Consider the following 19,081-nt stretch of genomic DNA (forward strand, 5'->3'; position numbering starts at 1 on the left):
TTCGTCAAGTGCTTCTCTATTTTAAGTAAATAATTCGCCAATGTAAGGAAGCAACTGCGGATGCAGTTTGTAGCCTTTATACCGTGTATTTTGGATACCTTGTTTTTTAAAGCCCCCTACTTGAATTTTTTTATTTAATTTTGTCAGCTGTTTGGTCATTTTTTTTCGATTATTGGCTGTTTCTTCTGTGTCATATATTAATTTACAAAGGCGCTCCATTGGTAAGTGTTCTTTTGGCGTACTATACAAGACAGCCAGTAGTGCACGTTCTGCGGCTGTTAGCTTTATCCCCTCTACATCTAACTTTTCATCTTCTCGTTGGATGGGTTTATTTAATTCTGCCAAAAGGAGATTTTCTCTTAACGTATCCAAAGTCGCATCCAATCGTAACCAATTGAGAATGCCATATTGATAGCTAATGCTCAATTCTTCCGAGGTAGGAATGTCTTCCGAGCGAAGAAACAACGGCGTTTTAACTCTGGCTAATTCCTTTAGATATAAATATTGTTCTTTGCGAGGAATCGTTTCGCTGAGAATGATGGCATCAAATTTTCGATAAAACAAATGACTTTCCTTAATTTCACCAATCAGACACGTCGTACAAAAAACTTGGTGATCTAAATGCTGTAAGCGGTTTTGAAAAGCAGTTTCTGATAAAATATTTTTTGTGATGACCATTATTTTCATTCTTGATTCCTCCTTAATTCTTTTTTAGTTCAAAATTTTCTCAATTTTCGTGTTTTGTTTTGATATATTTAGTATACTGGAAATTTTTCGAATTAAAATTTAGAAATTTACAAGCAAATCAGTCATTAACAGTCATTCCTATAATCCCTGATTTATAAAGGCTTTCTAATAGTCTTATTTAAAAAATATTTGTTATTTAATCCTCAACGTGCTATTTTTTCAATTTTTTTCTTTTTTATTTAGCTGACAAACGTCAAAAGGTTGGTAGCTAATATCAACCTTTTGACGTTTGTTAGCTACTTTCTCTTGAAATCTTTGGATTTTTTTCTACTTTCACTAAAAAAAACAGCCAAAAATGGCTGTTTCTTTGCTATTTATATTTATTTCATAATATCGATTAAGTCTTTTTTCGAAGCTGCCGAGGCAGGGAAATAGCTAAATACAACCCCGATAAAGACAGAAATCCCAATGGCTAATGAAACGGTCATTAAATCTGGTCGAACAGAAAACGGTAGTGCCATTGATGCTAAGTAGGCAATAATCATTCCTAAAAGATAACCAGTAATTCCGCCGATTAAGGTCAAGGCAATCCCTTCTGTTAAGAATTGCTTTTTAATATCACTGGCTGTCCCGCCCAATGCACGTCGGATACCAATTTCCTTAATCCGTTCTGAGACCGAAATGTACATCATATTCATAACGCCGACCCCAGCAATTACCAGTGAAATAGCCGCAATTGCGGAAATAAACAAGGTTAAATTATTTAATAAAGAGCCCATTTCCTTGATGGTATCTTTAACATTATATTCTTGATATGTCCCGCTGTTTTTCATGGTTCCTTGTTGAGAGAGAGTTTTTATTGTTTCTTTCAATACTTGATCTGGTTGATAGCCAGGTGCTACTGTTAGCTTCAACGTAGATGTATCTTTTAGCTTGCCGAAATAATGTTCATAGGTCTTTTTGGGAAAATAAAGCAATGAGTCATCATTACCTGGACCAATGGCACCGCTGGTATTGGTTGTCACGCCAACAATGGTAAAAAGTTGCTCTTTATATGGAAAAGTTCGATTAACTGCTGCAGTTGGGTCTTGGTAGAGTTCTTTGGCAACCAGTTCATCCACCACCACTGTTTTATCCAGTTTTGCATTGTCTCCATCATTCAGTTGGCGTCCCGCCAACAATTCTTTGGTGGTTTTGTCGGCAAGTTCATAGGTTACAGAAAGATTTTTCGGTCCTGCTTGAAAATTCAGTGTACCTTTTTGGGCGCCATCAACTTCTCTTTGATCAAAATCAATTTTTTCTACGCCAGGAACCATGCGCACGACCCCTAAATCATTGTCGGTAAACATCGCTTGGTCACTAAACATATCCGAAGTGTTGTAGGCCGAAAAAGAAATCTTTTTCACATTTTCTTTTTGTTTTTCAGCGGATAATTTATCGACCATGTCTTCTTTAAAGCCGTTACCGATAGCCACGATGGTAATCACCGAAGCGATCCCGATGACAATCCCTAGCATCGTTAACAAGCTGCGTCGCTTATTTTTCAAAATGGAACGGAAGGCGGTTTTCCAAATAATTGAACGTTTCATGTCAGCACCTCCTCTAAAATCTTTCCATCACGAACTTTAATCAAACGATTGCAGTATTCAATTGTTTCTTCATCATGTGTCACTAAAATAATGGTGACACCTTCATTGTTTAATTGCTGAAAGAGCGTTAAAATTTCTTCCGATGTTTTACTATCTAAAGCCCCAGTTGGTTCATCTGCAATAATAAAACTTGGCCGATTGACAATCGCACGCGCAATGGCAACACGTTGTTGTTGTCCGCCCGAAAGTTGTTTTGGATGCTTCTTGCCTTTATCTGGCAAGCCGACTTTTGTCAGAACTTCGTGGACACGATCTTTGGCTTCTTTTGGGGTTAACCCACTATATAAAAGAGGTAATTCAATGTTTTCTTCAACTGTTAGTGTTTCAATTAAACTAAAATTCTGAAAGACAAAGCCGACTGCTTCATTTCTAATTCGGGATAGTTCCTTATCAGAAAAGTCGCCAATTTCACGGTCTTCAAATAAATACGTTCCTTCAAACTTTTTATCAATAAAGCCTAGCAAATTAATCAAAGTCGATTTCCCAGAACCAGAAGGACCCATAATCGCTAAAAATTCTCCAGCGTCTACTTGGAGGTTAATATCATCTAACACATGCAGTGTTTCTTCTTCGGAATAATAATATTTATGAATATGGGCTAGCTTAATCATTGGCAGCTACCTGAACATCTTGATTATCTTTTAATTCTTTATTGGGATTGGCAATCACTTGGTCTTTCCAGTTCAAGCCACTTTTGACAACTTTACGACCTAAATTTGTTTCTGTTTCAATCGGTGTTTTTTTCGCTTTGCCCGCTTTGTAAACATAGACAAATTCTTTTTCGCCTTCTTTTTGGATTGCTGCTGTCGGTATAATCATTTGTTTTTGCGGTACAGCGATGCTAGTAGACAAGCCTTCTGCCCAAGGAAAATCACCTTCTACTGTAAATTGATAACTCACTACTGGATTGCCTTCATTTTTAGCTATTGGGGTTTGCGCAATGGAAACAATTTTGCCTGGCGCTGATTTGCCTGAACCAACGGTCGTCACTGTTACTTCTTCCCCTGTCTGTAATTTATCGTAATCATACTCGGTTACTTTTCCTTGAATATTTTTCTTTTGTGTTGCAATTTTAATGACTGGTTTGTCGGTACTACTCATGGCACTAGCATCGACAGTGACTTGGCCATCAATTGGTGCTGTAACGACTGTGTTGACTTTGCCACGTGTTTGTTCAAGCGTGTTTGCTGCTCCGACGGCATCACTGTTGGCTAATTGAAGGGCTTGGTTAGCTTGGGCGACTTCACTATTCGCAGCACTAACGGCTTCATTCAATTGCTGAATTTCCGCATTTAGTGTTTCTTTCTCTTCAGCCTCTTTTGCGGTGTTTAATTTTTGCTTGGCTGCAGCAACTTTGTTTAAGGCTTCATTGTATTTTTGAGTGGCTAAGTTAACGTTCTCTTGTGCTTGTTGGACTTGAAGATTGTTTCGATTAACGGCATTCGCTTGTTCTGTTTCTGTGGCTTGGATGTCTGAGTTATTGTACGTTAACAATGGACTATCTTTCTTGACTTCTTTACCATTTTCAACATTTATTTCGGCAATTTTTCCTAAAGAAGGATCAAAGAAAATATCCCGAGTATCTAGAAAACTCACTTGACCATCTAATTTTAATGAGGCCATTTCTGTAATGGTATACGTTGTGTATTCAGGTTCAACTTCTTTTGAAGAAAAAACTGTTTTTGCTCCGATAAATCCGACGACGACCACTGCGGCACCAATACCGAACCACACTTTTTTATTTCGCTTCTTCTGGCCTGACTTTTTCATTTATTTGTTCCTCCTTGATTTCTGTTGACGAGTTTGTCATTTTATTTAGTATATAATGAATAAAAAAACTGGTCCCTTCATCTTCCTATCATTCCTCTTACAGTTTTGACACATCTTTATTTAACAAAAAAACGTTTATCCTGTGTAAAAGGATAAACGTTTTTTGTTATTTTATTGTTCTAATTGACCCAACCAGCCAGATGTACCGCCTAGAACATTGGTTACTTGATACCCTTGTTGACTGAGAAACGCACACGCTTGTGCGGAGCGCGATCCCATTTGACAAATCAGATAATAGGGCTGGTTTTTATCTAATTGCTGATAATTTTCGGTTAAAGTACTTAAAGGTAAGTTGATGGCCTGAGGGACATGCCCCAGTTGGTATTCCATTTCTTCTCGTACATCAATAATCGGTAATTTTTTTCGTTTTGCTTCCTGATAAAATTCAGGCATGCCAATCGTGTTATACATTTTCTAGTTCCTCCGGTTTTACCATTCGATATAGCGCAAAAGCACCATCTAAATTTTTGGCTGAGATGCCTGCTTGTTTTAGCATCCGTTCTGCAATATAACTACGCAAACCGCTGTGACAACTAACAATGTACTCCGTTGACTTGTCTAATTCCTCCAAACGTTCTCTTAACTCATTTAAAGGAATAGAGACAGCATTTTTAAATTGACCATTGGCTCGTTCGGCGGGATTACGGACGTCTAATAAAACAGCCCCCTTAGCTAATTCGTTGGATAACTCATACCATTGAACGTTTTCACTCAATCCTTCTACAAGGTTCATCGCTGCATAGCCTAACATGTTCACAGGATCTTTCGCTGAACCAAACGGCGGCGCATAGGTAAACTCTAATTCAGGCAAATCAAAAATAGTTAACTGTCCTTTAATAGCGGTCGCAAGAATATCAATCCGCTTATCTACGCCCTTTGCCCCAATTCCTTGTGCGCCATAAATTTCCCCTGTCGTAGGATGGAAAACTAATTTTAACTGAAGATCTGTTGCGCCAGGATAATACCCCGCATGGTCTTTTCCACTGATATGCACAACAGCTGTTGTTAGTCCAGCAGCTTTAGCAGCCCGTTCGCTTAAACCAGTTGAAGCAGCGGTTAAATCAAAGACTCGCACAATGGCGGTCCCAATGCTTCCTTGATTTTTTCTCTCTAACCCAGCAATCACATCCGCTACTTGACGTCCTTGGCGATTGGCAGGAGAAGCTAAAGAAATCAGCGCATCTTCTTGAGTGATTTGTTGTTTCACTACAATAGCATCCCCAACCGCATAAATATCGGGTTGATTCGTTTGATAGCGTTCATCAACAACAATACCGCCACGTAAACCAGTTGCTACACCTGCTTCAACTGCTAAGGTATTTTCTGGTTGGACCCCCACCGACAAAATGGTTAAATCAGAATCTAATGTTTGACCGTCTTCTAAGCGAATCACTTGTCCTTCTTCTTCAAAAGCAACCGCAGATTGTCCCGTAATTACTTGAACATTGTTTTTGCTTAATTCAGCTTTGACAAAAGCGGCCATTTCTTCGTCTAATGGCGGTAAAACATGGGGTGCCTTTTCCACGAGAGTGACTTCTAATCCGCGTTTTTGTAAGTTTTCTGCCATTTCCAAGCCAATGAAGCCTGCGCCAATCACGACGGCTCGTTTTGTTTCTGGTGTCAAGGCTGTCATAATTTGATCTAAATCAGGAACATTTCTTAATGAAAAAACATTTTTGGCTTCTGCCAATCCTGTAATTGGTGGCACAAAAGGTTTCGCCCCTGGTGATAAAATTAATTTGTCATAGTGTTCTGTTAAAATTTCTGTTTCATGTTTCACTGTGATCACTTTTTCTATTGGATCAATAGCCACGACTTCATGGTGAGGACGAACATCTAAATTAAACCGTGCCTTTAACGCTTCGGGTGTTTGAACAAGCAGTTGCTCTCTTTCTGCGATTTCGCCAGAAACGTAGTAAGGCAAACCACAGTTTGCAAATGAAACAAAAGGGCCTTTTTCCATGACAACAATTTCAGCATCTTCCATTAAACGACGTAAGCGTGTCGCTGCTGACATACCACCAGCCACGCCTCCGATAATTACAATTTTCATTTATTTTCCTCCTTTAATTTGACCAGACCATTGGGACATCCCGCCACGAACATTAATCACGTGATAGTTTTTTCTCGCTAAAATTTTGGCCGCATTTTTGCTGCGCATGCCGGACTGGCAAATCACATAGACCTCGTTAGCGGATTTGTTGTAGGCGGGAATTTTGTTAAGTGGGACATTAATCGCTTGTGGAATATGCCCTGCGCGGTATTCGCTAGGTGTCCGGACATCTAATAACGTTATCTCTTTAGATAAACGTGACTGCAATTCCTTTGTTGAAATACTTGGCGTTTTTTTAAACAATTGAAATAACATTTTGTTCTCCTTCTCTTATATACCTTATGGGGTATATTTAACATGAAAAAGTTAGACTTGTCAACTGAAGAGATTTCTACCATTTTTAGATTCAAAGAAAAGATAGTTGACAAAAATACCTCGTGTAGGTATATTTTAAACCAATCACTACTCTTAAGGAGGGGCAAAATGACTGAAGAAAAAAAGAAAGTGCTGAATCGTTTACGCCGCACAGAAGGTCAAATTCGCGGGATTCAAAAAATGATTGATGAAGAAAAAGAATGTATCGATGTTATCACTCAGTTGAGTGCGGTCCGTTCTAGTATTGATCGCGTAATGGGGATGATTGTTGCGGAAAATTTAAAGCATTGCTTTGAAAATCCTGAAAAAGATCCTAAAGAACAAGAAGAGCGATTAGCACAAGCGATTAATATGATTGTCAAAAAGTAAAACAACGCAAACTTATTCAGCGTAAGATAAGTTTGCGTTGTTTTTTTATTTATCAGACGAATCTGCCCCGCGTTTTTTTAAATTAACAAGCATAAAAAGAATCGTGCCAATTAGTAAAATCACGACGGCGATATAAAAGCCCATGACTTTCGAACCCGTTGTGTCTGAAATTTTCCCAGTTAAAGCTGGGGCAATCACAGATGACATCATGCCGAAAAAGTTAAACACGCCCAAAGTAGTGCCAATTCCAATTTTTGGTGCATTTTCACCTAGCCAAGAAATAATAATCGGTTCTACAGCTAATTTTCCTAAGAACCCATACATAATTAAAGCAATTAATAACAACGTCGCATTACTTACTTGTACAGTTAACAAGAGCATGGCTGTTGCTAAAAATTCTAAAACAACGATGAATTGAACTTTTTTATGCATGTACTTATCCGCCAACCGACTAAAAAATAACGCTCCTGGAATAGAGGCAAATGCGACCAGCGAAGAGGACAATCCAATTGCCGCTCCTTGGAAACCACGTTCGGTACTTAAAAAATTAGGTAACCAAGTCACAATCATATAATATGCATAACAAGTGCCAAAATATAAAATATACGCAAATAGCATATGTGGCGCAAACAGTTTTTTAAAGGGCACTTTTTCTTTTACCGCTCCGTTATCTTTTTCATCAACAACGGTTGGCTGAATCAAGGCCATGTCTTCTTTATGATTGCGAATAATCACTTGAAAAGCCACTAACATACAAATAATCATAAAGGCGGAAATGTACATCATCACTTGCCAAGGTAATCCTTTTTGGGCAACTAAATAACTAGATAAAATCATTCCTAAACCTGAACCAACGGCTGAACCACTGTTGACAATAGCTGTTGCAAAACTTTTTTTGGCTTGAGGAATGTTTTGCGACGTCAACGAGTAAGCCGAGCCATAGAAAGAACCACATCCTAAGCCTGCCAATAAGCTACCTAAGTAAATTGTTCCAATCGTTTGGGCTTGGGCAATCAGTAATGCTGCCAGCGCAAACAAGATAAAGCCTGGAATTAATACACGTTTTTTCCCAATTTTGTCTACCAAGAAGCCTGCAGGAATCTGCATGACTACGTAACCGAGAAAATAAAAGCTAGAAATGGACCCTAGGGCCGTATCGGAAGCGTTACCATTTAGAGACGCGCGAATTTGTGGATAAACAGGAGAAAGCGCGGAACGATAAATCCAGATTGTTACCCAGCCCATACATAGTAAAATAACGATTTTTTTCCAATAAGCCAACGAACTTTTTGTCTTGTCTGTCATTTTCTTTTCCTCCACCAATCATTTTTTTGGTTAACGTTTCACAAGGAACAAAAGCACTACGCTTTTTTACGTAGTGACCTTTGTCCTACCTTCTTTTTTAGTTTAAATACTCAGCCAATGCATGAGTACTACCGCTACCGCCTTCAAATTGATAACCTTGGTGTTTCAATACAGTCTCAAAGGCACTTAAGAAATGCAACACATTGTCTTCGCGACTGCTGTAACCCATATTACCGACCCGCCAAATTTTTCCTTTTAAATCACCGAAGGAAGAGGCAATTTCAACTTTAAAATGATCCAGTAATAAGCTCCGCACTTTTTCACCATTAATTCCTTCTGGAATGACCACAGGAATGACTGTTGGTGTTTTTGTGTCTAACTTCCCGAAAATTTCTAAGCCCATTTTTTGCAGACTTTCAACTAAAATACGATCGTTTTTCCGATGGCGTGCGTAGACATTTTCCATGCCTTCTTGAAGTAACAAGCGCAGCCCTTCATGTAGCCCATAAATCATTGTAGTCGCTTCTGTATGGTGATTTAAGCGCTCTGGTCCCCAATATTTTTCTAATTGCGATAAATCCAAGTAGTTACTTTGAATGAACCGTTCATTCCGCGCATCCGCGCCAAGCCCTAACTCTTTTTGGTAACGGCCCGCCAGATAGTCGGCCACACGTTGGTTGTAAGTAATCAAAGAAAGGCCTGAAGGTACACTGACACATTTTTGAGTGCCTGCTACCGCAATATCAATCTTCCAATCATCGACCTTTGTTTCGACACCGCCGTAAGTCGCCACCATATCTACTACGAAGAAAATTTCATTTTCCCGACAAAAGGCGCCAATTTGATCCAGTGGTTGCATTTGTGCATTCGCCGTTTCGCCGTGGACCATCGCAACAATTTTTGGTTGATGTTCTTTAATCGCTTCAATCACCGTTGTTTGTTCAAACGGTGCGAGCCAGTCCTTTTCTAAATAAATGACTTCGGCCCGGGCGCGTTCGCAAATTTCACCTAATAAATAAGCAAACCGGCCATACGCAGGCACAAGCACTTTGTCACCTGGCTCAATCAATGCAAATAACCCCGCTTCTAAGCCTGAACGTGACGTGCCATCAATGGCAAAGGCTTGTTGATTCTTTGTGGCAAAAGGTACTTTAATCATTTCCCGAACTTCGTCCATAATCTGTAGAAATTCTGGATCAAATTGCCCTAAAATTGGTTGACCCATTTGACGAAGTACCGATGGATGGGCTTCGACTGGTCCCGGCGTCATGATTGTTCGCCGTACAAAATTTGGTTGTTGATACATAGTAATCCCTCACTTCATTTTTAATTCTTCTCTTTTATTATCTTTGGAAAAACCCAGAAATTCATTGTTCAATTTGCACTATTTTGACTTTGTTTTTTAGACATATTCAATAACTATCTTTTGTACTCCTTTTTATTCTTCGCTATACTATAAAAAAAGGAGGTTGTTGTGATGAAAATATTAGCTGAGGTCTTGGCTTTACCAAGATTTTCTGACTTACAATTATTATCGTCTCACTCAAACTTAACACAGCCCTTGGAAAGTGTAGAAATCACGGAAACACCTGATGTGGCTGATTTTATCCCTAAAAATGTCATGATTTTAACAACGGCAATGATTTATAAAGATGATCAAGAAAAATTGAAACCTTTTATTGACTCGCTAAAACAAGCAGAGTGTACGGCTTTAGGAATCAAAGTTGGGCGGTTCCTTGACGAAATTTCACCAGAAATTGTTGCCTATGCCAGTGCCGTTGATTTGCCCCTGATTAAAATTCCTAGCACACAGCCACTAGGCGGGTTGTTGCATGAAATTGTAGGCTATCTTCGTGATAGCAAAACCGAACAGATGTCTGTAGCATTTGACATCCAAAAGCGTTTTTCAACATTATTAATGCAAGATGTTGATGCTACGCGCTTCATCGCTGAATTTGCGAAAATTTTAAATGCGCCAGTTATTTTATTAAGTCCTTGGCAACAGGTGATTGCCCACTCGAATTATTTTTATGGCAATCAAAAATCGGCGGAGTTTTTTATCAAACAATTATCAAAAGACCACTTTCAACAATTGGCACAAGAAAAAAAAATCTTTCGTTTACAGGATGAGCGACAAGAAAACATTCAAGTAGCTGGCTTTCCAATTCGTGTGAACGATTATTTTCCCTATTATTTATTGGTCTTATCTCCTGAACAGATTCCTTATCCTATTTCTGAATTTGCCATTGATCAGGCCATTTTAGTTTTGACTTTTATGTTATTTAAAAACCAGAAAATTGCTGAATCTTTTGAGCATCTCAAAACAGACTTTTTGGACCGCTTGCTTGATACACATCAAGAAGCGCTGAGTAAACATCAAAATTGGTTGGAACTTTGGAAAAATTATCGTTTAATCAACAGCGATTATTATCAATTAGCGATTGTCTACGGCGTGACTAAACCAGAAAATGAAACCCATATTCGTTATCAGCAAGCGGAAGGGCAACTAATTTTCCAATGGCTCAAAGAACAATTGCCGGAAATCCTGCCAGATGTCGCCTTGTTTAAATTAAAAAATCAAAATAAAAGTATCTTGATTTTTCAATCTAAGAAAAATGACCATTTGATGATTTTGCAAAACCTCGCTGAACGTTTGCAACAGTCTTTGCCTATTACCATTCGCTTTGCTTTAGGCAATGCTTATGAAAACCTAGAAGATTTGCCTAATTCTTATATTGAAGCTTCCTCGACATTAGAGGCTTCTTTACACGCTCAAAAACCAGCAACTGTGCAATTGTTCCATCCCAAAGGCCTAGCTGGACTTTTTGAAAAGATTGGCACTGAAGATGTTGAATACTTTTGCCAGCAACAATTGAAAGAGTTGGCCTATCCGACGGAACCGACGTTACAAGAATTACGAAAAACCTTAAAAGTTTTTTTAGATTTCAATTGCGAAATTACTAAAACGGCCAACGCTCTTTACCTTCACAGAAACACCATTAAATATCGCATGAATCAATGTGAAAAATTATTAGGTACCTCTATTCAAGAGCCTGAGACGAGTTTACTCTTACGGGTAGCGCTGGAACTTTCAGAAAAATAATTAACAGGAAAATAGCCGAATAAAAGTAACGTCTACCAAGAAGAAGGACTCTACCGTTCACCACTGCGTGTTCAAATCCTATTGTTCCGAGGTCATTACTTTACATTCGGCTTTTCGTTATAATTCTGGTTCACGATTGGCATCTTTGGAATAAACGTACATTAGCGGTTCTTCACGGCCAACCGCATAGGCCGCTTGTGGCACATAGGCACTCATGAAAATATAGTCCCCTTTTTCCACTGGATACCATTCATTGTCCAAATTGTACATCCCTTGGCCACTAATTAAATACGCACCATGCTCTTGGACATGCGTTTCAATATAGGCATGACTAGCACCTGGTTCAAAAGATAAGATATGCATATTCATATCAAAGTCAAACTCTTTCGGCAATAAACTCCAAAGTAAAACGTCTGTCATTCCTTCATATTCTTCGGGTTGTTGGTCATGAATTGACCCAACCACTTTATAAGGTTGATGGCCCGCCAACGGCTGATAGCGTTTTTTATATAAGAAAACTTCTGTGTCCGCTTCCTGTGCGTTCGCTAAATACATTTTCATTTCAGGCGTAAAGTAGGCATAGCCCCCCGCTTCAAGCTCATGGGTTTCTTGACCATCTGAAACGCGCAAACGACCGTCAATAACATAAACCAACGTTTGGATCCCGTCGCCACCAAAACCAGTTGTTTGTTGACCATTTTTATGAAACGTAGCAATGTAATCCACAAATGTCGCACCTAATTTAGGCGATCCCAAAATGGAAATATCGACATTTTCAAAACCAGGTACTGCATTTTGCACCAAACCATCATGGGGAATAATGGCGTAATTGTCTTTTTTTATCACAGCTCTTGATGTTAACAATTCTTTTTGGTAACCAACTCGATTATTTTTATAACCCATCACAATTCTTCCTTTTCTATCTTATTTATACGCTAATTCATATAAGGTATCTGCTAAAAGCTTGACGCCTTCAACCAAATCTGGAAATGCCGTTGCTTCTGCAGGATTATGACTAATCCCACCAATACTTGGCACAAATATCATCGCTGTCGGGTAATGAGGCGCAATAATTTGCGAATCATGCCCAGCACCACTATGCATCATACGATACTGATATTTGCCTTCTTTGGCTTTTTGTTCAATAACTTCTACAATTGCTTGATTCATCGGTACAGGGGCTTCATCCATCCAACGGTCAATCGTAATCGTTAAGCCTAATTCTTGAGCAATTGTCTTCATCCGTTCTTCTAATTCACCTGTAAAATGTCGTAAAAAAGCAGCGTCGGTATGACGGCAGTCAATTGTAAATTCCACTTCTCCAGGCACCACGTTGACTGTATTGGGTTTCGGAATGACTTTGCCGAATGTTAAAACTAACGGATCACCAATTTCATTCGCACGATCAATGGCTTCTGCACAAATTTTAGCAAAACCATATACCGCATCATGACGGTAACTCATTGGCGTAGTGCCTGCATGATTGGCTTGCCCTTTTAAGTTAACCGTGTAGCGACGTTGCCCTACAATACTATGAACAACACCGACTTGGAGCTTTTCGTTCTCTAAAATATTGCCTTGTTCAATATGAATTTCGACAAATGCTTCAATGTCCTCACGTCTTGTTTGCTCCTGCCGAAAATCAAAGCCTTGGCGATGCATCTCATCAACAAACTTTTTACCTTCGTTGTCAGAGATGTCGACTACTTCTTCACGTTTGGCTTCACCAACGACATTTTTGCTTCCCCAGAAAACCGTTGGAAAACGACTCCCTTCTTCTTCAGCCATGGAAAGCACTTCTAAAGAACGCCGTGGTTTCCCATATTTGTCTAATAAATATTGAACAGCCGTCATGGAAGCAATGACACCATATTGACCATCTAAGGTCCCACCATTAACTACTGTGTCGATATGTGACCCAGTTAAAATCGTTTCCTGAGGAAATTCCGTTCCTGCCACTCGACAAAACAGATTCCCGACTTCGTCAAATTGCGTTTCCAGTCCAAACGCCTCAGTTTGGCTTTGCACATACTTTTGTGCTGCCAACCACGAATCTGTATAAAGTAAGCGTGTCATCCCTCCTGCAGGATCACTCCCAATTGCTGACAACTCTTCGATTCTTTGTTTTAAAACTTTTTCCAAGTCCATCACAAAACCTCCTGACTGATTACACTCTGATTGTAAACGTTTCCCTAGTTATCTTCATTGTACTTATCAAACAAAATTAAGCCTTTTTTTGTGCAAAACAACCAATGAACATTCTCTAACTCATGGACAGAGGCGCTAATTCAATCACACTTCTGTCCCTTTTCATTCTAAAATAGGTGTTTAATTTTTGATAAATACGCCGTTAAACGCCTCGGTTACCCCAGTTTCTTGTGCGTAAATTGTTTCGCCTCTTAAAATTGTTTGAATCACTTGGGCCCCAATTTCACGACCAATGTAAGGACTAATTTTATTTCGATATTCTAAATCTTCTGCTTTTAAGATATACGGCGCATTAGGTTTAATTAGTACAAAATCGGCATCCTTACCAATGCTGATGCGGCCCTTTTGTGCTAAGTGATAACGGTCAGCTGGGTTTGCTGCAATCATATCCGCGAATTTTTTCAAGGATAAACCACGTTTTTGGACGGCTTCATCGAATAACACATCGACGTTATTTTGAACACCAGAAATGCCGCCCCAAGCTTCAAAAGCATTGGTTGTATCTTTTAAGTCTGGCGTACAAGGAGAATGGTCAGAGGTTACAAACGCGATGCCGCCTGTTTGCACGTGGTTCCATAAGGCGGCTTGTTGGTCCGCGTCACGAATCGGCGGCGAACATTTGACAACTGGACCAATGGCATCAAGTTCATCCGTGGTAAAATATAAATAATGCGTACATGTTTCACAAGTCACATCTACCCCTTCTGCTTGGGCTTTTAAAACTTCTTCCACGCCTTCTTGACAAGCCACATGACAAATATGAATCCGACAACCTGTTTCTTTGGCAAATAAAATAGCTTTTTGAATCGCTTCAACTTCGGTAAACACAGGACGTGTAGCTACATATGCTGCTAAAGTCGTTTCGCCATTTTGATAAGCTAACGCGCCTAATTTATCCGTAATTGGCGCATTTTCTGCATGGATTGCTAGCACTTTGCCAGTCTTAGCAACTTGTTTCATTCCTTCATATAGCGAATAATCGTCGACATTTTGAAAATCTCCTTCAATTGAACGATCGCCGCACGTTCCTAAAAAGCATTTATAGCCGGAAACGCCTCCTTCATCAAGTTCCTGAATCCCACCAGCCAAGTTGGTCGGGACCATGCCCCCAAATGACCCTACATCTACTTTTAGTTTATTTTCTCCTGCCTTGTATTTGATCTCAAGAGAGGTCTTATCCACACTTGCTGGAATCTGATTTAAAGGCATTTCCATAAAGGTCGTCACGCCCCCTTTGGCACAAGCGGCCGTTCCTGTGACATACCCTTCCCATTCATCGCGGTAACCACCACCAGGATCGGTAATATGAACATGAGCATCCACCATCCCAGGACTAACGACTAAACCCGTCGCATCAATCACACGTTCTCCTGACAAGTCTTGCCCAATCGCTACGATTTTTCCTCCTTGAACGGCGACATCCGTAATGACTTCTCCAGTTTCTAAAATAACTAACCCGTTTTTAATCACTAACTCTGCTTGCATTTATTTTCCCTCCTGATAAGCTGTTTCTTTCACTTTTTTTGAATCCCAAGTCCATTTTTTTAACACTAAGTACAGCACAAAACCTGTGGCAAAGCCCACAAACCACGAAATATCAGCAATGATTTTAACCTGTGGAATAAATTGACCACTTAAGGAAAGAACCAACGCCAGAATAGTAGCGACATACGCCGGCTTGTTTAATCCGTAAAAAGGATTGGCTTCCTCTTTTTTGTGTTTATCTACGTATAAAGCATTTAAATCAATTTGTTGCTTTTGAACAAAATAATAATTCGCAATCATCACACCAGCGACTGGTCCTAAAACAGCCCCAATTGCGTTCAGAAAAATAAAAATACTATCGGCGTTTTCCATCAGTTTCCAAGGCATAATAAGAAAGCTAATAACACTGGCAATCATGACGCCTTTTTTATACGTCATTTTTTTAGGAAACAGCGCCGCCAATTGATAACCTGCCGGAATGATGTTCCCCGTTGCATTCGTTGAAATAGTCGTTAATAAGAAAACCGACATGGCTAAGACCACCACCGCCACATTATCTAAACGATCAATAATGTTTAAAATATTCCATTCTTGAATCCCAAAATACAGCGAACCACCTAACAGAATAACCACACTGGAAAAAGCGAAAATCCCATAACCAACAACTAAACCTGCTGTTTGCCCCACAACCTGAGCACGCGTCGAGCGCGCATTCTTAGTAAAATCCGCCACACTCGCACCAGGCGCTGACCAAACGGCCACAACCGAGTTAAAAATAATCAGATACGCCACCAGTGGATTGACTGAACGAATCGCACCAGAAACTTGATAGGACAAAATTGGTGTTAAACCGCCCCCAGCTCGAATGGCCCAAATCGTTAATCCAATAATAACGACATAAATCAACGGACTTAAAATGGCGGTAAACCGGTTCAAAATTTTGCTACCACCGAAACCTATTGCCACATTTAAGAGCCAGAAAAGAGTAAACGCCATTAATTCAGATAGCCTGAGACCAAAAAACTGGAATGATCCACCAATTTCTAAAAAGTTCGGCCAAAATTTCCCGAGAATAATTAATAAAGCCAGCGATCCTGTAAATGTTTGCAGACCAAACCAAGCAATCGCGGCCACACAACCTCTTAAGAACCCTGGCAGTTTTGCCCCGAGACTGCCGTAAGTAGACTGTAAGTGCATCGCAAAAGGAATGCCATATTTAGAGCCAGCCACGCCATTCAAATTCATGAAAGTTGCTACAATGAATGAGCTTAACACAACTGCCAGCATAACTTGCAGCGGCGATAAACCTAAGAAAATAAAGCCGCCCACTGCTGCATAATTCGGGATATTATGAATCGAACCCATCCATAATGTAAAAAAATTGCGCGCGCCCATTGTCCGTTGTTTCGGGCTACTTGGCAACAAATCCTCATTGTAGCCACGTGCTTTCATCGCTGTTTCTTCTTGAGCTGTTACTTGAGACACATTTTTCTCCACGACAAACTCTCCTTTTTATTAAAAAATTTTTTCTATTAAAACACCCTGCCTTCTCTTTTTTGTCACTTTTGCACAAACATGCGTACTACTCTCATCACACGAATTGTAAGCGCTTTTTATAACAAGAATCATTAGTTACCCCAACTAAATAACAAACGATTCTTTGTTCACTTTGAACGAAAAAATAGCAACCTTTTTTATATCGCCCTCTCACTCTAAAAAATAAGAAACAAATCTTTTTATTCACATATTATGTACAACTTCTCTTTTCCAATGCTAAAATACGCTTATTATTAAAAATGACATAAATAAATTATACAGTTAAATGAAATCCGACACAACATTTTTTAATCAAAAACACACAAAACAGATAAACTGAAGTGGATTTTCAGGAAGAGACCCATCCTGAAAAAAGACACTGACAAAAGAGTTTTCTCACAAGATCGACAACTTTTCACAGATTCAAAATCTTCTTTTTCAATTTTTACGTTTTAAAAAATAACATTTTGAAAATAAAAAATTGCTTAATTTTAATCAAAAAAATAAACAAAGATTTCAGATTTTATCAGAAATCTTTGTTTATAATGCATTTCCTCTAAGCTAGTGGCGAATAAGTTTTTGGTTTGTCGATCAAACTCATTGAGCTTTTGTATTTGCTTGTGGAGCTTGTGGGGCTTGTGGAGCTTGTCAATGTCTTGTTGCATACTATCAGCCATCTTAATAAAGGTCCGTTGGGCATTTTGTAAGAGTTCATAAATTCCTGGAATCGGCTGACTATGGGCTAATGCGGCGACTGCCCTAGCAAAATCGTGCAATAATTGTTGGTTGGCTTTCATGATTTTTAGGTTTTATATTTACTTTAAATAGAGTGCTTACAGTTAATTCAAACCACAACCACTCTAGTTATTTTTAATGAATATACAGTTAGCTTTTGGTAGTTATTTGAAACTTGATTAGTGAGTTCACGCTTACTAGTCAAGACTTTACTATTTGACGCCAATCAGATAGTAAAGTGCCTTTTTATTTTACTAATCTAATTGTTTAATGCTTCCTTCGCATATGAAATATCCATCTCCAAATCTAAATCTGGAAATTTTTTCTGCAGTTTTTCTAATGTATCAATAAAATCTTCACTTTGTAGATTTTCCGATATATCTTCAAATACTTCGCTTATCCATTCTAATTGACTTTCAGAACAATTATTCAGATATTCAATCGTGGCTTTCTCATCTTCTGAAAATATTTGCGTCAATTCATCCCATATTTCATTAATTCTTGGGTCATCTGGTAATAATTTTTTTCGTTCATTTATTAAATTTTCTATTTTTTCAGAAACAATCATTTTTAGCTCTCTCCTTCTTTTACGGTTGTCTAGAGTTATCAGGTATTATTGTTGTCACTTTTCCATCTTTCTTTATTATCCCCACTCTAACACCATCATAATCTCCAAATGCCCATTGACCATCAGGTAATTTCTTATTCTGTGGAAGATTATTTATATGATTACCAGCATCACGAATTTTAGAATCATTCCATTCTTTAGGAAACCATGACTGACCATTTCCTGTTCGTTTCATTTTATTTTTATGACTTGGAATATTCCCCGTTCTAACACCATTTGGATATTCTTTAACAATATTAAAATCTATATCATTTTCTTTCAAATAATCCATATTACTTTGCCCATGACCACCATTAATCAATCGATTATTAGTATTGAAATCTCCTAAATCAGCATGCTTTAATATTGAATCAGGTACATTATTTCTCACATTAGCCCCACCGACTTTATTATAAGTCATGCTCCTAGCACTTTTAGGCTTATCTATATCTAACACATAAGTCTTTCCGTTTTTACTTCCTCTTAAAACAGCGTTATCTGTTCCTCTAACTTCGTTAGAAAATGTCTGGGTACTTCGGATTGCTGCGGCACTTAATCCTAACATCCACAGGGAATCCCACACACCTGATTCTTGGATTTTATCCATAACTCCTTGGCCTTTTGACAGGAGACCTAATCCAAAAACTCTGTCATCTTTTTCAAAGTAATTATAGCCTTTTTTCTGCTGATTATTGACTCGGGTAGTCAGTTCCTTTGACGTCAGTTCTACTACATCTAAGTCATATTTTTTTACTAGAGAAGCTAAGTTTCCTGATAGTTTTTTCTCGTCTATTCGGTAGGAATAGCCGTCTTTTTCTAACATGTAATAATTGAAACCGTTCTTTTTATCATGAACATAAAGAATGGTGCAACCCGCTAACAGCTGTTTGTCAGTCACTTCATTTTTAGTATCTTTTTTAATTTCCGTGAAGTAACTTTTATCAACCCCACTTGGCAAGGTGTAGAGGCCGTTGCTTTTGACAGTTGTTTCATTCAGGACTAAGATACCTTGCATCGCCAACTGCATTTCTTCTAAGCTAGTGGCGAACAGGTTTTTGGTTTGTCGGTCAAACTCATTGAGCTTTTGTATTTGCTTGTGGAGCTTGTCAATGTCTTGTTAGAGTCTTGTATCAATGGTT

The 19,081-nt window shown here is 38.8% G+C and carries 18 protein-coding genes; 2 read left to right on the forward strand and 16 right to left on the reverse strand.

All coding sequences use genetic code 11. The features are described 5' to 3' along the window. Positions 1-21: 21 nt before the first annotated feature. The 7 genes from IGL48_RS12340 to IGL48_RS12370 all read right to left on the reverse strand — a co-directional run bounded on the left by IGL48_RS12340 (position 22) and on the right by IGL48_RS12370 (position 6,534). A complete protein-coding gene (locus tag IGL48_RS12340) occupies positions 22-687 on the reverse strand; it encodes a helix-turn-helix domain-containing protein (RefSeq protein ID WP_002359135.1) in 666 nt (221 codons plus the stop codon). 380 nt (positions 688-1,067) lie between these two features. After that, positions 1,068-2,276, reverse strand: a complete 1,209-nt coding sequence (locus IGL48_RS12345; protein ID WP_002359134.1) for an ABC transporter permease — start codon at positions 2,274-2,276, stop codon at positions 1,068-1,070. After that, positions 2,273-2,947, reverse strand: coding sequence for an ABC transporter ATP-binding protein (locus IGL48_RS12350; RefSeq protein ID WP_002365285.1), 675 nt, complete (start codon positions 2,945-2,947; stop codon positions 2,273-2,275). The genes IGL48_RS12345 and IGL48_RS12350 overlap by 4 nt, the downstream gene beginning before the upstream one ends. Beyond that, the gene (locus IGL48_RS12355) at positions 2,940-4,106 is read right to left on the reverse strand and encodes an efflux RND transporter periplasmic adaptor subunit (protein ID WP_002361088.1); all 1,167 of its coding nucleotides are present in this window, start codon (positions 4,104-4,106) and stop codon (positions 2,940-2,942) included. Before IGL48_RS12355 ends, IGL48_RS12350 begins: the two co-directional genes overlap by 8 nt. A 171-nt stretch (positions 4,107-4,277) precedes the next feature. Continuing rightward, the gene (locus IGL48_RS12360; protein ID WP_002355066.1) at positions 4,278-4,577 is read right to left on the reverse strand and encodes a rhodanese-like domain-containing protein; all 300 of its coding nucleotides are present in this window, start codon (positions 4,575-4,577) and stop codon (positions 4,278-4,280) included. Next, positions 4,570-6,219 carry an FAD-dependent oxidoreductase gene (locus IGL48_RS12365; RefSeq protein ID WP_002355065.1) on the reverse strand — a complete coding sequence of 550 codons (1,650 nt, stop codon included), beginning with the start codon at positions 6,217-6,219 and terminating at the stop codon, positions 4,570-4,572. Before IGL48_RS12365 ends, IGL48_RS12360 begins: the two co-directional genes overlap by 8 nt. Continuing rightward, a complete protein-coding gene (locus IGL48_RS12370; RefSeq protein ID WP_002365287.1) occupies positions 6,220-6,534 on the reverse strand; it encodes a rhodanese-like domain-containing protein in 315 nt (104 codons plus the stop codon). A gap of 168 nt (positions 6,535-6,702) precedes the next feature. Between IGL48_RS12370 and IGL48_RS12375 the strand changes: the two genes are divergently transcribed. After that, positions 6,703-6,963: a metal-sensitive transcriptional regulator gene (locus tag IGL48_RS12375; RefSeq protein WP_002355063.1), complete on the forward strand. Its 261-nt coding sequence runs from the start codon at positions 6,703-6,705 to the stop codon at positions 6,961-6,963. Positions 6,964-7,008: 45 nt separating this feature from the next. Here the strand turns inward: IGL48_RS12375 and IGL48_RS12380 are convergent, their stop codons facing one another. After that, on the reverse strand, positions 7,009-8,268 hold the full coding sequence (locus IGL48_RS12380) for an MFS transporter (protein ID WP_010824209.1): 1,260 nt from the start codon (positions 8,266-8,268) through the stop codon (positions 7,009-7,011). Positions 8,269-8,365: 97 nt separating this feature from the next. Continuing rightward, positions 8,366-9,574 (reverse strand): pyridoxal-phosphate-dependent aminotransferase family protein, encoded by a 1,209-nt coding sequence (locus IGL48_RS12385; RefSeq protein WP_048949429.1) that lies wholly within the window; start codon positions 9,572-9,574, stop codon positions 8,366-8,368. A gap of 171 nt (positions 9,575-9,745) precedes the next feature. Here IGL48_RS12385 and IGL48_RS12390 point away from each other — a divergent pair, with 171 nt between their 5' ends. Next, complete coding sequence (locus tag IGL48_RS12390; protein WP_282852848.1) at positions 9,746-11,371, forward strand: PucR family transcriptional regulator; 1,626 nt, start codon at positions 9,746-9,748, stop codon at positions 11,369-11,371. Between the two features lie 117 nt (positions 11,372-11,488). Here IGL48_RS12390 and allE read toward each other — a convergent pair whose 3' ends face one another. From allE to IGL48_RS12425, 7 genes are all read right to left on the reverse strand, one after another. Further along, positions 11,489-12,274 (reverse strand): (S)-ureidoglycine aminohydrolase, encoded by a 786-nt coding sequence (gene allE, locus IGL48_RS12395; RefSeq protein ID WP_002384779.1) that lies wholly within the window; start codon positions 12,272-12,274, stop codon positions 11,489-11,491. 21 nt (positions 12,275-12,295) lie between these two features. Next, entirely contained in the window at positions 12,296-13,519 is a 1,224-nt protein-coding gene (gene allC, locus IGL48_RS12400; protein ID WP_010777958.1) for an allantoate deiminase, read from the reverse strand. Between the two features lie 180 nt (positions 13,520-13,699). After that, positions 13,700-15,064 (reverse strand): allantoinase AllB, encoded by a 1,365-nt coding sequence (allB, locus tag IGL48_RS12405; protein ID WP_010824211.1) that lies wholly within the window; start codon positions 15,062-15,064, stop codon positions 13,700-13,702. Continuing rightward, positions 15,065-16,561, reverse strand: coding sequence for an allantoin permease (allW, locus tag IGL48_RS12410; protein WP_010824212.1), 1,497 nt, complete (start codon positions 16,559-16,561; stop codon positions 15,065-15,067). Between the two features lie 530 nt (positions 16,562-17,091). Continuing rightward, a complete protein-coding gene (locus tag IGL48_RS12415) occupies positions 17,092-17,397 on the reverse strand; it encodes a hypothetical protein (RefSeq protein WP_229236154.1) in 306 nt (101 codons plus the stop codon). Positions 17,398-17,594: 197 nt separating this feature from the next. Next, positions 17,595-17,903 (reverse strand): hypothetical protein, encoded by a 309-nt coding sequence (locus IGL48_RS12420; protein WP_010824213.1) that lies wholly within the window; start codon positions 17,901-17,903, stop codon positions 17,595-17,597. A 19-nt stretch (positions 17,904-17,922) separates the two neighbouring features. Next, complete coding sequence (locus IGL48_RS12425; protein WP_010824214.1) at positions 17,923-18,957, reverse strand: EndoU domain-containing protein; 1,035 nt, start codon at positions 18,955-18,957, stop codon at positions 17,923-17,925. Between the last annotated feature and the right edge of the window lie 124 nt (positions 18,958-19,081).

The organism is Enterococcus sp. DIV1090, assembly GCF_050537975.1.
Taxonomy (GTDB): Bacteria; Bacillota; Bacilli; order Lactobacillales; family Enterococcaceae; genus Enterococcus; species Enterococcus faecalis.